Below are 15,692 nucleotides of genomic sequence, written 5' to 3' on the forward strand. Positions count from 1 at the left end.
TTAGTCCTTCCGCTTAAGAAGCTCACCACGGGCCGCTTTTTGGGTTTCCGTGAGGATGCCACGCAAAATATTCATTTCCGCCCGGCTGACCGAGCTGCGTCCGTACAACCGGCGCAGGCGCGCCATCAAGTGTCGTGGTTTTTCCGGATCGAGAAACTCGATGGCCACCAGCGTCTGCTCCAGATGCTCATAAAAGCGCTCCAGCTCATCCATGGTCGCGAGCTCGGCGCTTTTCACCGAAGCCACTTCTTCTTTCTCGATCTTGGTCGGCTGCCCCTGAGCGGCCAGCCAGGCCATACGCACTTCATAGCTCAACACCTGCACCGCCGCCCCGAGGTTCAGCGAGCTGAACTCAGGATCGGAGGGGATGTGCACGTGAAAGTGACATCGCTGCAGCTCTTCATTGGTCAGGCCGGAGTCTTCACGACCGAACACCAAAGCGATTTCCGCGCCCTGCCCGGCTTCCTCGACCACCTTGCTCCCGCATTCACGGGGATCGAGCAGCGGCCAGGGAATGCGGCGGTCACGGGCGCTGGTGCCCAGCACCAGATTGCAGCCCACCAGCGCGTCTTCCAAGGTGGCGACGACTTGAGCGCTTTCAAGGATATCCCCGGCACCGGAAGCACGCGCATCGGCTTCGTGATGCGGAAACAACCGCGGTTCGACCAGCACCAGCCGCGACAGACCCATGTTTTTCATGGCGCGCGCGGCCCCGCCGATGTTGCCGGGGTGGCTGGTATTGACCAGGACGACACGAATGTTCTGCAGCAAGGGAGGCGCTCTCGGACACAGGAAAGGGGTGCAAATCTTACAGAACAGCCTACCGTTAAGCTATGAATGCGAACAGCGACCTTCACCTGAAGAAAAGTTCTGATAGAATGCGCGGCTTTCTTTAACAACCTTAGGTGACACATCCATGCAGCCCATGCTGAATATCGCGCTGCGCGCCGCCCGCAGCGCCAGTGAACTGATCTTCCGCTCCATCGAGCGCCTGGATACCATCAAGGTCGACGAAAAAGACGCCAAGGATTATGTATCCGAGGTGGATCGCGCCGCCGAACAGAAAATCATCGATGCCCTGCGCAAGGCTTACCCGAATCACTCGATCCAGGGTGAAGAGACCGGCATGCACGTCGGTAACGGCATCGAAGGCGAAGAGTACCTGTGGATCATCGATCCACTGGACGGCACCACCAACTTCCTGCGCGGCATCCCTCACTTTGCTGTCAGCATTGCCTGCAAATACCGTGGTCGCCTGGAACACGCTGTGGTTCTGGATCCGGTTCGCCAGGAAGAATTCACCGCCAGCCGTGGTCGCGGTGCTCAACTGAACGGTCGTCGTCTGCGCGTCAGCGGTCGCACCAGCCTCGACGGCGCTCTGCTGGGTACTGGCTTCCCGTTCCGTGACGACCAGATGGACAACCTCGACAACTACCTGGGCATGTTCCGCGCCCTGGTTGGCCAGACTGCCGGCATCCGCCGCGCCGGTTCCGCCAGCCTGGACCTGGCCTACGTGGCTGCCGGTCGTTTCGACGCGTTCTGGGAATCGGGCCTGTCCGAGTGGGACATGGCTGCCGGCGCCCTGCTGATCCAGGAAGCTGGTGGTCTGGTGAGCGACTTCACCGGCGGTCACGACTTCCTTGAAAAAGGCCACATCGTTGCCGGCAACACCAAATGCTTCAAGGCAGTACTGACGGCCATCCAGCCGCACCTGCCGGCTTCGCTCAAGCGCTAAGCTTTTCGCGAAACGCAAAAAGCACCCTTCGGGGTGCTTTTTTTATACCTGGAATTCGTCACCCGGCACACCTCCGGCCCTCTGTAGGAGTGAGCCTGCTCGCGATAGCCGCGCACCCGTCGGCATCAATGCTGACTGATATACCGCTATCGCGAGCAGGCTCACTCCTACAAGGGGATTTGTGGCAGGACTTGAATCGGGGGCACAAAAAAAGCACCCCGCAGGGTGCTTCTTTTTGAGTCCACTTAGCCGATCACTGACCCGGCTCGTTCTGCGACAGAATCAACTTGCCTTCCTTGTCGACCGGAATCTGGTTGCCCGGATCGCGATCCATCCGCACTTTTCCTTCCTTGCCATCCAGCGAATAACGCACGTCGTAACCTACGACCTTGTCACTGATGTCATTGACCGTGTTGCAGCGGGTTTGCGTGGTGGTGTAAGTGTCACGCTCTTGCATGCCCTCCTGCACCTTGTTACCGGCATAACCGCCACCGACTGCACCGGCTACCGTGGCAATTTTCTTGCCGGTGCCGCCGCCAATCTGATTACCCAACAAACCGCCTGCCAGCGCACCCACAACGGTACCGGCAATCTGATGTTGATCTTTTACCGGTGCCTGACGAGTCACTGTCACGTCCTTGCACACTTCACGTGGAGTCTTGATCTGTGTTTTGACCGGTTCAACGGCCAGTACTTGCGCATACTCAGGGCCGCTTTTAACCAGGCTGTAGGTGGCAACAGCGCCCCCGGCAGTCACACCGACAGCACCCAATACCGCACCAACCAGCAACGACTTGTTCACATGAACCTCCTGACCATCACATACGGGACGCGCCCGCGCTTCTCCCAGCCTTGGAGCATAAAAAAAGGCGCGAGTTCAACTCGCGCCTTTTTCGGGCTGACAGCCGGAGAAGCGATGGCCGTTATGGACGGTCGTCGACTTCCTTCTCGGTGTTAGCCGGAGGAATCAGATCCTCAGTGCTCAGGTTCAGCCAGATCAGCACCACGTTCGCGATGTAGATCGACGAGTAGGTACCCGCCAGAACACCGATGAACAGGGCGATCGAGAAGCCGAACAGGTTGTCGCCACCGAAGAACAGCAGCGCCGCGATCGCCAGCAAGGTAGAGATCGACGTCGCCATGGTCCGCAGCAGGGTCTGAGTGGTCGAGATGTTGATGTTCTCGATCAGCGAAGCCTTGCGCAGCACACGGAAGTTCTCACGAACCCGGTCGAATACCACAATGGTGTCGTTCAGCGAGTAACCGATGATCGCCAGCACTGCCGCCAGTACCGTCAGGTCGAAGGTGATCTGGAAGAACGACAGGATACCGACGGTCACGATCACGTCGTGAATCAGCGAAACGATGGCGCCGACTGCGAATTTCCACTGAAAGCGGAAAGCCAGGTAGATCAGGATACCGCCGAGCGCCAGGAGCATGCCGAGGCCGCCCTGGTCGCGCAGCTCTTCACCGACCTGCGGGCCGACGAACTCGACGCGCTTGACCGTCGCCGGGTTGTCGCCGCCGACTTTCTGCAGGGCGTCCGCCACTTGATGGCCCAACTGCGGGTCTTCACCCGGCATGCGCACCAACAGGTCGGTGGTCGCACCGAAGTTCTGCACGATGGCTTCGTGGTAACCGGAAGTCACCAGTTGCTCACGCACCTTGGTGACATCGGCAGGACGCTCGTAGGTCAGCTCGATGAGCGTACCGCCGGTGAAGTCCAGCCCCCAGTTCATGCCCTTATGGACGACGCTGAAAATAGCCAGCAACGTGAGAAACACTGTGACGCCGAACGCGAAGTTGCGAACGCCCATGAAGTTGATTGTACGTAACATGGCAGCCCCTTAAATCCACAACTTCTTGAAGTCACGACCGCCGAAGATCAGGTTGACCATCGCGCGGGTCACCATGATGGCCGTGAACATCGAGGTAAAGATCCCGAGGGACATGGTCACTGCGAAACCCTTCACCGGGCCGGTGCCCATGGCGAAGAGGATGCCGCCGACCAGCAGAGTGGTCAGGTTGGCGTCGAGAATCGCGGTGAATGCCCGGCCGAAGCCTTCGTTGATTGCACGCTGTACGGTCATGCCGGCGGCGATCTCTTCACGAATCCGCGAGAAGATCAGCACGTTGGCGTCGACCGCCATACCCATGGTCAACACGATACCGGCGATACCCGGCAGGGTCAGCGTTGCACCCAGCAGCGACATCAGGGCCAGCAGCAGCACCATGTTCACAGCCAGTGCGACGGTGGCGATCACACCGAAGAAGCGGTAGATGGCGATGATGAACAGCGAGACGAACAGCATGCCCCACAGCGATGCATCGATACCCTTGGTGATGTTGTCAGCACCCAGGCTCGGACCGATTGTGCGCTCTTCAGCGAAGTACATCGGCGCCGCCAGACCACCGGCACGCAACAGCAGCGCCAGCTCGGACGACTCGCCCTGGCCGTTCAGGCCGGTGATACGGAACTGCGCACCCAGCGGCGACTGAATGGTCGCCAGACTGATGATCTTCTTCTCTTCCTTGAAAGTCTGTACCGGTACGTCTTTCTCGACGCCGTCCACAACCTGCTTGGTGTAAGTGGTCACCGGACGCTGTTCGATGAAGATCACGGCCATGCTGCGACCCACGTTCGAACGGGTCGCGCGGCTCATCAGCTCGCCACCGTGGCCATCCAGACGGATGTTCACTTCCGGGGTGCCGTGCTCGCCGAAACCGGCCTTGGCGTCAGTCACCTGGTCACCGGTGATGATCAGGCCACGCTCGATCTGTGCAGGAGGACGCTTGCCTTCACGGAACTCGAAGGTTTCGGAAGTGGCTTTCGAAGCACCCGGCTCTGCAGCCAGACGGAACTCAAGGTTGGCCGTCTTGCCGAGGATACGCTTGGCTTCGGCAGTGTCTTGCACGCCCGGCAGCTCAACCACGATGCGGTTGGCGCCCTGACGCTGAACGATCGGTTCGGCAACACCCAGCTCGTTGACGCGGTTACGTACCGTGGTCAAGTTCTGCTTGATGGAGTATTCACGGATTTCCGCCAGCTTGGCCGGGGTCATCGCCAGACGCAGCACCGGTTGACCGTTGAGGTCGGCCGGAACAATGTCGAAATCGTTGAAGTTCTTGCGGATCAGCGCACGGGCCTGCTCACGGGAGTCTGCATCAGCAAAGCCCAGTTGAATGGCACCATTGAGCTGCGGCAGGCTGCGATAGCGCAGCTTCTCTTTGCGCAGCAGGCTCTTGACGTCGCCTTCGTAGACTTTCAGGCGTGCGTCGAGGGCTTTATCCATGTCCACTTCCAGCAGGAAGTGCACACCACCGGACAAGTCCAGACCCAGCTTCATCGGGTGCGCACCCAGGTTGCGCAGCCATTGCGGGGTGGTTTGTGCCAGGTTCAATGCGACGACATAGTCATCACCCAATGCCTTGCGCACAACGTCCTTGGCCGGCAGCTGGTCTTCAGCCTTGGTCAGACGGATCAGGCCGCCCTTGCCGTTGGCCGCCAGGCTCGAAGCCTTGACGTTGATGCCGGACTCACGCAGCGCAGTGCTGACGCGATCCAGATCGGCCTGATTGACCTGCAGAGCCGTGCTGGCGCCGCTGATCTGAATGGCCGGGTCATCGGGGTATAGATTGGGAGCGGAATAAATCAGACCGATCGCCAGCACCGCCAGGATCAGAATGTATTTCCACAGAGGATATTTGTTCAGCATCACGCCGCCCGTTATGAACGCGGGGCGCCTTGCGCGCCCCGTCGATTGAGTAGAAGTTGGAACCTTAGATCGCTTTCAGCGTGCCTTTTGGCAGCGTGGCGGCGATGGCGCCCTTCTGGAACTTCATTTCCACGGTGTCGGAAACTTCCAGAACCACGAAGTCATCGGCCACTTTGGTGATCTTGCCGGCGATGCCGCCGGTGGTGACCACTTCGTCGCCCTTGGCAAGGCTGCTCAGCAGGTTCTTCTGCTCTTTGGCGCGCTTGGCCTGTGGACGCCAGATCATCAGATAGAAGATGACCAGGAAGCCGACCAGGAAAATCCACTCGAAGCCGCCGCCCATTGGGCCAGCAGCAGCCGGTGCAGCTGCGTCAGCCATGGCATTAGAGATAAAAAAGCTCATTTAGCACTCCAGTTGCAAATGTTGAATCTTGGGGTCAGAAAACTCAGTCCAAAGGCGGAACGGGGAGCCCGCGTTTGGCGTAGAAGGCATCGACAAAGGCGGCCAATGTACCCTGTTGAATAGCCTCGCGCAAACCAGCCATCAGCACCTGATAATGGCGCAAGTTATGGATGGTATTGAGCATGCTTCCCAGCATTTCGCCGCACTTGTCCAGGTGATGCAGATAAGCGCGGGAGAAGTTCTGGCAGGTATAGCAATCGCAGGTCGGATCCAGCGGCGAATCATCATGGCGATGGAACGCGTTACGGATCTTCAGCACGCCTGTATCAATGAACAGATGCCCATTGCGGGCATTACGGGTTGGCATCACGCAATCGAACATGTCCACACCGCGGCGCACACCCTCAACCAGATCTTCCGGTTTGCCAACGCCCATAAGGTAACGAGGTTTGTCAGCCGGCATCATGCCCGGCAGATAATCCAGCACCTTGATCATCTCGTGCTTGGGCTCGCCCACCGACAGACCGCCGATGGCCAGGCCGTCGAAGCCGATCTTGTCCAGACCTTCCAGCGAGCGCATGCGCAGATCCTGGTGCATGCCGCCCTGAACGATGCCGAACAGCGCCGCGGTGTTGTCACCGTGGGCATTTTTCGAACGCTGGGCCCAGCGCAGCGACAGCTCCATCGACACCCGCGCGACGTCTTCGTCAGCCGGGTACGGCGTGCATTCGTCGAAGATCATCACGATGTCGGAGCCGAGATCGCGCTGCACCTGCATCGATTCTTCCGGGCCCATGAACACTTTCGAGCCGTCGACCGGAGAGGCGAAGGTCACGCCTTCCTCCTTGATCTTGCGCATCGCGCCCAGGCTGAACACCTGGAAGCCGCCGGAGTCGGTGAGGATCGGGCCTTTCCACTGCATGAAATCGTGCAGGTCGCCGTGCTCCTTGATCACCTCGGTACCCGGGCGCAGCCACAGGTGGAAGGTGTTGCCCAGAATGATTTCTGCGCCGGTGGCAACGATGTCACGCGGCAACATGCCCTTGACGGTGCCGTAGGTGCCCACCGGCATGAAGGCCGGGGTCTCGACGGTGCCACGCGGGAAGGTCAGGCGACCACGACGGGCCTTGCCATCGGTGGCCAGGAGTTCAAAGGACATGCGACATTCGCGACTCATTCTGTTTCCTCTGGGCCTGTGTGTTCAGGGGCAGTCGGTGCGGGATTACGGGTAATGAACATCGCATCACCGTAGCTGAAAAAGCGGTACCCGTTATCGACGGCGGCTTTATAGGCGGCCATGGTTTCGGGATAACCGGCGAACGCCGAAACCAGCATCAACAGCGTGGATTCGGGCAAATGGAAGTTGGTGACCAGCGCGTCGACCACATGGAACGGCCGGCCCGGGTAGATAAAGATGTCAGTGTCGCCACTGAATGGCTTGAGCACGCCATCGCGCGCGGCACTTTCCAGCGAACGCACGCTGGTGGTGCCCACGGCAATCACTCGCCCGCCACGCTCGCGGCAGGCGGCAACGGCGTCGACCACATCCTGGCCGACTTCCAGCCACTCGCTGTGCATGTGGTGATCTTCGATCTTCTCGACGCGCACCGGCTGGAACGTGCCGGCACCGACGTGCAGGGTGACGAACGCGGTCTCGACGCCCTTGGCGGCAATCGCCTCCATCAGCGACTGATCGAAATGCAGCCCCGCCGTCGGCGCCGCCACCGCACCGAGACGCTGGGCGTACACGGTCTGATAGCGCTCGCGATCCGAACCTTCGTCCGGGCGGTCTATATAAGGAGGCAACGGCATGTGCCCGACGCGATCGAGCAGCGGCAGCACTTCTTCAGCGAAGGCCAGCTCGAACAGCGCATCGTGACGCGCGAGCATCTCGGCTTCGCCACCGCCGTCGATCAGGATCTTCGAACCCGGCTTGGGCGACTTGCTGGAGCGCACATGGGCCAGCACGCGGTGCGTATCGAGCACCCGTTCAATGAGGATTTCCAGCTTGCCGCCCGAGGCTTTCTGCCCGAACAACCGCGCCGGAATCACCCGGGTATTGTTGAACACCATCAAATCGCCCGGGCGCAAATGCTCAAGCAAATCAGTGAATTGACGGTGTGCCAAGGCGCCGCTGACCCCATCCAGGGTCAACAGGCGACTACCGCGACGCTCGGCCAAAGGGTGGCGGGCGATCAGCGAATCAGGAAGCTCGAAGGTAAAGTCAGCAACGCGCATGATGGGGTTCGTCTAGCAGGGCCGGAAAGTCTAGCGGAATTATCAAAAATTGACCATGAAACGTGATTGACCAACGGTAATCACCTCTCTATACTTCGCCGCCATTGAGCCCTGATGGCGGAATTGGTAGACGCGGCGGATTCAAAATCCGTTTTCGAAAGGAGTGGGAGTTCGAGTCTCCCTCGGGGCACCACATAGCAGTATCTGAGAGTCTCTACCAGCCTCTCAGACCCAGAGAAACCGGCCACTTGGCCGGTTTTTTTGTGCCTGTCTGTCTACCCCTGTCTCCCCTTATCCGTTGTATCCCTGTATCCCTGCTTGTATCCTGAGAAAAATACCGAACTTTGGGATACAAGGATGAAGCGCGCAGACATCAAGCGCCGCCCTCTCGCTGACACTACACTTGCGGGACTGGAGCCGGAATCAAAGGAATACAGGGAGCTGGACGGAAACGGCCTCTACTTCAGGGTTAAACCTGATGGTGGTAAATCCTGGCAGCTCCGCTACAAACGTCCGGCGGGCAATTGGGCTTGGATGGGGCTCGGGGGTTACCCGGAAGTTAGTGGCGCGTTGGCAAGGGACAAAGCTGCCGATCTACGCAAAGTAGTGAGTAGCGGTGCCGATCCCCTTGAACAAAAGCGATCCGCGAAAGCTGCAATCGATGCGGCCAAGACCCGAACCTTCCGAGCTGCCGCTGATGCCTGGCTGAAGGCAAAAGAGGAAAAGGGTCTCGCACCCTCCACTCTCAACAAAATCCGCACCTACCTCGACAAAGACATACTCCCGGCACTGGGCGATAAGCCTCTAGACGAAATCACCCGTACCGATTGCGCGGAACTCCAAGCATCCATCGAAGCCCGGGACGCACACAACGTGGCGGAAAAGTGTCGCACTTGGATCAATCAGATATTCGGGCGAGCCATCGGTTTGGGCCTCACGGAAAACGATCCGGGCAGTCGCCTACGAGATATTGCAGCCCAAGCCCCGAAGACTCAGCAGCATCCTCATTTGCTTGAGCCTGAGTTGGCAGAATTCCTTCAAGCACTCAAAAACACTCCCAGCAGGCTGACGGCCCGGACTGCAGCATGGCTCTGTATCTGGACCGCATCTAGACCGGGCATGGTTCGGTTAGCTGAATGGAAAGAGTTCGACCTTGATAAAGCGCTATGGACGACACCTGCCGCCAAGATGAAGATGCGAAGAGACTTTGTGTGTCCACTCCCTAAGCAAGCGCTTTCCGCTCTCAAAGAACTTCATTGCCTCACAGGTCGTAGTCGCTGGCTGTTCCCTGGTGTGGGCGCTAAGAATCCAACGATTAGCGAAAACACCATCAACAAAGTCTTCGCGACGGTTGGTTACAAAGGTCGCTTGGTTGGCCATGGTACTCGTCACACCGCCAGCACTCTGCTCAGGGAACACGGCTGGCCGAAAGAGCATGTCGAAGCGCAGCTTGCTCACAAAGAAGAGGGAATATCCGGGGTATACAACAAGGCTCAATACCTTGAGCACCGGGTGAAGATGATGCAGTGGTATGCAGATCACCTTGATGCGTTGGCAAGCGAAAAGGTGATCAAGGGACAATTTGGAAGAGCGGTATGAATGCACTTATCCATACCACCTTCAAAATCCGTGTAACAAGTGTTACTCGTGTAACGATGCCGGCCAAACACCCGGATTCATTGGCCTTCAATCCCGTTACACTCCAGCACGCCATTCCGTACACTCGATGTAACGCACGCCGATTGTGTAACGCTACATCAGGCCCCTTGCCTGCTGCGGGCAGACACTCCCTCACACTTGCCCATGGCGCAAAGCTCGCTGGCTACGCTTCCAACCCGCAGGGCGCGGGACAGCGCGTTGCACGTCGAGAGCCAATCGCATGATTGATACCCACCCGATCTTGCACTCGGCGCTAACCGCTGGCCTGATCCAATATCTCTCAGAGCAGCCACTCTACGAGTTCTGCAATGAACAGATCACTGATGTGTGCGAGCTGATCAATCAGTGCTGCATTCGCATCCAGACCGGCGACATTATCAGCGACATGAGCAGCATGTGCATCCAAACAACGATGCATGAGGAGGCTATTTTTCAGTACGCCTCAACCGACAAAAAAAACCGTCTCGCTCATTGGGTTCGCCAATACAGCAAGTGTCATTCAGCATCGGAACGCGAGGCATATGCAGCCTACGTCATGGCCTGCGCAGTAAAAGCGCTGAGCGCCTTAGCTGATTGGATGCGCTCCACCGAACAAGAGGCCTGGTCGCATGTTGCCGAGCCTCCGACGGATTGGCCGTGGGACCTTTATTGTCAGGTTGTGGAAAGACAGGTCGATCCTAACGAACGTATTGAGGCATTGGACCAGTACGTGCTGTTTTTGGAGCCCATAACATCCCTACCCTGCTTGATCAGTGACGAGCTGGTCCCAATTGCTTACAGGGCAATCGAGAACGCTATCCGCACTAAGGGGGGCATCATCAGCGGAATGGAGCGTAACGAAGAAATAAGCGCACGGGATACAGCAATCATTAGGCAAGGTCGACACTACGTGTCTAGCGGAATGTCACGGCGAAACGTGACCACGGCGGTTCACGCCTGGCTGGAACGGGAGGTGTCCAAACCACTCAAACAGCGCGCTGAGTGGGTGACAATGGAAACAGAAAAAGCGCTAACCCGCAAAAGCGTGGAGGGAATCCTCAAGCGCAATTTTGTGGTGTGACCGATATTTCAATGTCATTTCAAATGGAAGTGAACTGCTCACCGCCGACCAATTTCTAGACCATTGCTCTCGTTGTCCAAATCAATCGAGAGCAATACCTATGAACACCTCTGTCACCGATTTTCCTGGCAAGACTCCCGCCAACGCCGCCTCACTTTTTGATGCCGCTTCAACTCTAATCCGCATGCGCGAAGTGGAAGGCATCGTGGGGATGAAGCGTTCGACCATCTACAAGCTGATGCAACGCACAGACTGCGGCTTTCCCCAGCCCGTCAAACTGAGCAACAGCAACGCACGCGGCGCCCCTGTCGCCTGGGTCCTTTCCGAAGTTCAAGCGTGGGCGCGCAGCCGCATCGAGGCACGTGATCAGGTGGCTGCATGAGCCATAAGACTGCAAACAACGCTTTGATGCACCCCTTTTCCGTGTTGCGTCGGATCGGTTTCTCGTCTCGCGTCATGCAACGTCTTGAACGCTACCGCAGCCAGCAGGACAGGCAAGGTCGCGTTGTCAGCGTGCTCAGCTGGGCCGACGGCACCTGGTGCGCCCTCTCCCTCCACTGCGAAAAAACCGGGGCCGTGGTCGTCGACGAAGGCCAGCAGGTCGACGCCTACGAAGACGCCCGCTCCATGCTCAGCGGCGGATTTCTGCCCCTTCTCTCCCTGCGCTGGGAAGCCCATGCCTGAAACGAAAACGCCTCCGGGGGCGATCCGGAGGCGTTGAGGTAAATCTACATGCAAGAACAATTTATGCCGCACCTGAAAAAACCGCAAGCCATCAGCGCAGTTGCACTTTGGAAAAACGGACGTTACTCTCTTTGCGTCGCTGCAAATTCAGCGATTGGGCTTGGCGGCCCATACAGTACAAGGCGCAACAGCGCCCCCATTACGATTGCAGGCGCTTTTTTTGTGCCCGCATTCCCGTGTTATGGCGGGTTGCGTAGGAGCACCCTCGGGTGCGCCGGTCTCCTTGTACGCCGGTCCGCCAATCCTGCGCAATCCGTCACCCTAATCTGCTTGGCGGCAGACGGTGGCGGTTCCTCAGTACAAGGAGCCTTCACAAATGCAACACGCCCTCAATCCGTCCAAAATTCGCGCCGCTGCACACCGTGCAATGGCTCTCGCCGCTTTACACGCCAACTCCAGCCTCGCTACACGTCTCTCCCGTTACAACGCTCACATGGCCAAAGCCCGCGCACTCGAAACCGCAGGCGGTGCCCAATGAACAACGCCCTGAGTTTTGCCCTGCCCGAAGACCTGCTCTGTGTGAATCCAACCGCAGAAGCCGGCGTACCTATCGACGCCATCACCTGCGCCATCGACCGCGCTGACTCGGTGCTGACGCTGCTGGAAGATCACTTCGAAAACGAATCCTCACGCCTTGCCAATCACGTCATTGCCGCCGTCCTGTGGGACGTGCGCGGCACCCTCGGCCTGATCAAAACGCTGGCCATGCACGGTGACAACACTTCGGCGCCTGCGGTGCAAAAAGGCGGTGCGCTATGAGCATTTCCACCACGCTGGGTCATGCCACCTTTTCCCGTGTTAACGCCACTGACCTGAAGCTGTTTCGCGTCAACGCCGGTGTGCCGGTCGAAGACGCACTGGAGATGGTGTCGTTGCTGCAGCATCACGCGAACCAGCTCAATTTCGACGCGGCCATGAGTGACAACGGCGAGCGCTTCAGTTGGCCTGCCCTGTACCTGAGTGAGATGGCAAAAGCGTTGATCGACGACATCAACGATGCGTTGTTTTTACCGAGGGCTGACGCATGAGCCAGCGCCCGAACAGCACCTCAAAACGTCCAAGCTTCGCCGACGTGAAAACCGCCGCGTTGAAAGACATTGATCGTGTCTTGTCGCACTGGCTGCCCAACGGCAAGCGCGTGGACGGCGGCAAGGAATACACCGCTCCAAATCCGACCCGCAGCGACAAGCGCGCCGGTTCGCTCAAGGTCAATTTGAACAAGGGCACTTGGGCAGACTTTGCCACCGGCGACAAAGGCGGCGACCTGATCGATCTGGTGCGCTATCTGGACGGCGGCACCGATGTTGAAGCCTGCCATAAACTGGTGGACTGGCTGAACGTTGCGCCCGGCGCTGCCCAGATGAAAGCGGCACCAAGCAAGCCCAAGGCGCCGACATGGAACGCCATTCAGCCGATCCCGGCCGAGGCCATGAAAAAGTGTCCGACCAAGCATCGCGATCACGGCGTACCGTCCAAGGTCTGGATCTACCGTGACGCAAAGGGTCAGCCACTCATGGCGCTGTATCGCTTCGACCTCGGCCTGGATGAAGACGGCAAACCGAAGAAGGTCTTTGCGCCCCTGACGTGGTGTCAGCGCGTCGATAGCCAAACCAAACAGTGGCGCTGGCAGGGTCTGCCGGCCCCGCGTCCGCTGCTACGCCTTGATGAGCTGGCCCAGCGCGCTGACTCACCTGTGGTTTTGTGCGAAGGCGAGAAAGCGGCCGATGCCGCCGCCGAGCTGCTGCCGGACTACGTGGCCACGTGCTGGCCGAACGGCTCCAACTCCTGGCACAAAGCCGACCTGACGTCGCTCAAGGGACGCGACGTGGTGTTGTGGCCGGACAACGACGACAGCGGTAAAGCCTGCATGGCTACCGTCGCCGAAAAGCTGCGCGAAATCGGCGCCGCTTCGGTACGGGTCATCGCACTGGAGGTGTTCAAACGCAAGCCAACGCTGAAGAACGACCACGCCGCGTTCGCCAGAGGTGGTCAATGGGATGACGGCGACGATGCCGCCGATGCACTCGGCAAAGGCTGGACCGCCGGCCACTTCGCCGAACTGGAAAGCAGCGGCGAACTGTTCGGTGTGATCGAAGAAAAACCGGTGATTGCCCAGGTGGAACCCAAGCCGGAACCAGAGTCAGAAGCGAAACCCAAAGCAGCAGCCAAGCGCCCGGCAAAATCGAAAAACGACTTGATGCCCGGTGGCTTTCGCCTGACGCCCGAAGGTGTGTTTTATGCCGGCGACGACGGTGAAGCACGCCCGGTGTGTTCGCCACTGGCAATCCTTGCGCGTACCCGTGACGAAAAGGGTCAAAACTGGGGCTTGCTGGTTGAGTTTGACGACCCCGACGGCACCAAGAAGCGCTGGAACATTCCGGCACGGACCATGACCGGCGACTTCGGCAAGGACGTACTCGGCCCTTTGGTGGACATGGGATTGCGTCTGGCCGGCAGTCGCTCGGGGCGCAACGCTCGCAACGATTTGCAAAGTTACCTGGGCGGTTTCGATAGTGCTCAACGTGCGCGACTGGTCACCCGTTTGGGTTGGCATGACAACGCCTTTCTGTTGCCCGAGCAGCAGGTTGGCATGCACGCGGAACACCTGCACTTCTACGAGGCCGGCGCGCAACTTCCGCCGATCAGCGAAGCGGGCACGTTGGAACAGTGGCAACAGCAGATCGGAGCGCTCTGCATCGGTAACCATCGCTTGGCGTTTGTCGTCGGAGTGGCCTTCGCCGGTCCCCTGCTGCACATGCTCGGCCACGAATCGGGCGGCTTTCACCTGTACGGCGACAGCTCCGGCGGCAAGACCACGCATCTGCAAGTTGCCGCCTCGATCTACGGCGGGCCCCGTCTGGTGCGCTCGTGGCGCTCGACCGACAACGCTCTGGAGTCGATCGCTGCCGCTCACTCCGACGGGCTTCTGGTGCTCGATGAAATCGGTATGTGTGATGCCCGCATCATCGGCGAGACCGTGTACATGCTCGGCAACGGCACCGGCAAGGCCCGCGCCAATGATCGAGGCCAAGCAGGCCGGCAGGTACAGGAATGGCGCCTGCTGTTTCTCTCCACCGGCGAGAAGACCTTGGCCCAGCACATGGCCGAAGCCAACAAGGAACTGAAAGCCGGCATGGAGGTGCGGATGCTCGCCGTCCCGGCCGATGCCAGCAAAGGCCTTGGCATGTTCGACACACTCAACGGTTTTGAGGATGCCGCCGCCCTGTCCGACGCGCTCAAGGCGCGGGTGGCGAACTACTACGGCACACCGCTCACCGCCTTTTTGACCGCTCTGTGCGAATCCGGCAAGCGCCACGGCTGGGCGGCAATCCTGCGCCGCACGCTGGAAGGCTTTATTGCCCAAGCGCTCCCCGCCTCTGCCAGTGGACAGGCACACCGTGCCGCCGCTCGCTTTGGTCTAGCGGCTGCTGCGGGCGAGCTAGCCACCGCGATGGGCATCACTGGATGGCCAGACGGCACGGCCACCACCGCCGCTCGGGTTTGTTTGAATGCGTGGCTACACGAGCGCGGTGGCGCCGGTAACTTCGAGGGCGATGCGATCTTGGCGCGGCTGCGCCAGATCATCGAGCGTTTTGGTGAAAGCCGTTTCACCCGCTGGGAATCAGCGGCGGCCAAGATCGACGAGCACGGCCCGCGCACCATCGACCGTCTCGGCTTTCGCAAGACGCTGGAGCACGGCATGGGCGACACCATGCACACAACCAACACCTACTACGTGCTGCCCGAGGCGTGGCGCTCCGAGATTTTCCGGGGCATGAACATCAACGCCGTGAACAAGGAGCTGTTGCAGCGCGGAGTGCTGGAGCCGGCCAGCGATGGGAAGGCATCGAGTCTGGTCCGGTTACCCGGGCTTGGGCCCCAGCGCTGCTACATCGTGAAGAGGATTCCGGGAACGGACGAGAGCGAGGCTCGGGCTGCCTGAAGGCACATCCGCTGATCGAGGTAGCGCCGGCTTATTCCCGGCCTCGCCAGCCGCTCATTCAACCCAAACCCATTTTTTGAAGGAACAAGACAGATGAACGAATTCCAAGCTTCTACTGAACAACATGAACTGCCGGCCGGCCGCGAGACCACCGGGCTAGCGCAGCCGGTTTCGGACCGCACTGCCGCGACCGA

Annotated in this window: 15 protein-coding genes and 1 tRNA gene; 9 read left to right on the top strand and 7 right to left on the bottom strand. The window is 59.3% G+C overall.

All coding sequences use genetic code 11. From position 1 onward, the window contains the following. Entirely contained in the window at positions 1-771 is a 771-nt protein-coding gene (trmJ, locus tag KKQ10_RS22655; RefSeq protein ID WP_198759829.1) for a tRNA (cytosine(32)/uridine(32)-2'-O)-methyltransferase TrmJ, read from the bottom strand. Between the two features lie 145 nt (positions 772-916). Between trmJ and suhB the strand changes: the two genes are divergently transcribed. After that, positions 917-1,735, top strand: a complete 819-nt coding sequence (gene suhB / locus KKQ10_RS22660; protein WP_003227916.1) for a type III secretion system regulator SuhB — start codon at positions 917-919, stop codon at positions 1,733-1,735. A 253-nt stretch (positions 1,736-1,988) separates the two neighbouring features. On the opposite strand, the gene KKQ10_RS22665 is transcribed toward suhB, so the two are convergent. The 6 genes from KKQ10_RS22665 to queA form a co-directional block, all read right to left on the bottom strand. Further along, positions 1,989-2,537: a glycine zipper 2TM domain-containing protein gene (locus tag KKQ10_RS22665; RefSeq protein ID WP_007956693.1), complete on the bottom strand. Its 549-nt coding sequence runs from the start codon at positions 2,535-2,537 to the stop codon at positions 1,989-1,991. 121 nt (positions 2,538-2,658) lie between these two features. Further along, positions 2,659-3,573, bottom strand: a complete 915-nt coding sequence (secF, locus tag KKQ10_RS22670; protein ID WP_127648213.1) for a protein translocase subunit SecF — start codon at positions 3,571-3,573, stop codon at positions 2,659-2,661. A 9-nt stretch (positions 3,574-3,582) separates the two neighbouring features. Then, a complete protein-coding gene (gene secD, locus KKQ10_RS22675) occupies positions 3,583-5,451 on the bottom strand; it encodes a protein translocase subunit SecD (RefSeq protein WP_127648212.1) in 1,869 nt (622 codons plus the stop codon). A gap of 64 nt (positions 5,452-5,515) precedes the next feature. Then, the gene (yajC, locus tag KKQ10_RS22680) at positions 5,516-5,854 is read right to left on the bottom strand and encodes a preprotein translocase subunit YajC (protein ID WP_003227923.1); all 339 of its coding nucleotides are present in this window, start codon (positions 5,852-5,854) and stop codon (positions 5,516-5,518) included. A 43-nt stretch (positions 5,855-5,897) separates the two neighbouring features. After that, positions 5,898-7,013 carry a tRNA guanosine(34) transglycosylase Tgt gene (gene tgt, locus KKQ10_RS22685; RefSeq protein ID WP_161794909.1) on the bottom strand — a complete coding sequence of 372 codons (1,116 nt, stop codon included), beginning with the start codon at positions 7,011-7,013 and terminating at the stop codon, positions 5,898-5,900. 14 nt (positions 7,014-7,027) lie between these two features. Further along, entirely contained in the window at positions 7,028-8,092 is a 1,065-nt protein-coding gene (queA, locus tag KKQ10_RS22690; protein WP_127648211.1) for a tRNA preQ1(34) S-adenosylmethionine ribosyltransferase-isomerase QueA, read from the bottom strand. A 108-nt stretch (positions 8,093-8,200) separates the two neighbouring features. On the opposite strand from queA, the gene KKQ10_RS22695 reads away from it, so the two are divergent. The 8 genes from KKQ10_RS22695 to KKQ10_RS22730 all read left to right on the top strand — a co-directional run bounded on the left by KKQ10_RS22695 (position 8,201) and on the right by KKQ10_RS22730 (position 15,498). After that, a tRNA-Leu gene (locus KKQ10_RS22695) sits at positions 8,201-8,285 on the top strand. Positions 8,286-8,449: 164 nt separating this feature from the next. After that, the gene (locus KKQ10_RS22700) at positions 8,450-9,691 is read left to right on the top strand and encodes a tyrosine-type recombinase/integrase (protein ID WP_133338419.1); all 1,242 of its coding nucleotides are present in this window, start codon (positions 8,450-8,452) and stop codon (positions 9,689-9,691) included. A gap of 280 nt (positions 9,692-9,971) precedes the next feature. Beyond that, the gene (locus KKQ10_RS28450; RefSeq protein WP_252191714.1) at positions 9,972-10,811 is read left to right on the top strand and encodes a hypothetical protein; all 840 of its coding nucleotides are present in this window, start codon (positions 9,972-9,974) and stop codon (positions 10,809-10,811) included. A 100-nt stretch (positions 10,812-10,911) separates the two neighbouring features. Next, on the top strand, positions 10,912-11,193 hold the full coding sequence (locus KKQ10_RS22710; protein WP_122601760.1) for a helix-turn-helix transcriptional regulator: 282 nt from the start codon (positions 10,912-10,914) through the stop codon (positions 11,191-11,193). Then, positions 11,190-11,495: a hypothetical protein gene (locus KKQ10_RS22715; RefSeq protein ID WP_122711310.1), complete on the top strand. Its 306-nt coding sequence runs from the start codon at positions 11,190-11,192 to the stop codon at positions 11,493-11,495. The genes KKQ10_RS22710 and KKQ10_RS22715 overlap by 4 nt, the downstream gene beginning before the upstream one ends. Positions 11,496-12,029: 534 nt before the next feature. After that, positions 12,030-12,314 carry a hypothetical protein gene (locus KKQ10_RS22720; protein WP_085655303.1) on the top strand — a complete coding sequence of 95 codons (285 nt, stop codon included), beginning with the start codon at positions 12,030-12,032 and terminating at the stop codon, positions 12,312-12,314. Further along, a complete protein-coding gene (locus KKQ10_RS22725; RefSeq protein WP_215502320.1) occupies positions 12,311-12,583 on the top strand; it encodes a DUF3077 domain-containing protein in 273 nt (90 codons plus the stop codon). The genes KKQ10_RS22720 and KKQ10_RS22725 overlap by 4 nt, the downstream gene beginning before the upstream one ends. Then, the gene (locus tag KKQ10_RS22730) at positions 12,580-15,498 is read left to right on the top strand and encodes a DUF927 domain-containing protein (protein WP_215502321.1); all 2,919 of its coding nucleotides are present in this window, start codon (positions 12,580-12,582) and stop codon (positions 15,496-15,498) included. The genes KKQ10_RS22725 and KKQ10_RS22730 overlap by 4 nt, the downstream gene beginning before the upstream one ends. Positions 15,499-15,692 lie beyond the last annotated feature (194 nt).

Origin of the sequence: Pseudomonas sp. MG-9 (assembly GCF_018729515.1) — a bacterium.
Lineage (GTDB): Bacteria > Pseudomonadota > Gammaproteobacteria > Pseudomonadales > Pseudomonadaceae > Aquipseudomonas > Aquipseudomonas serboccidentalis.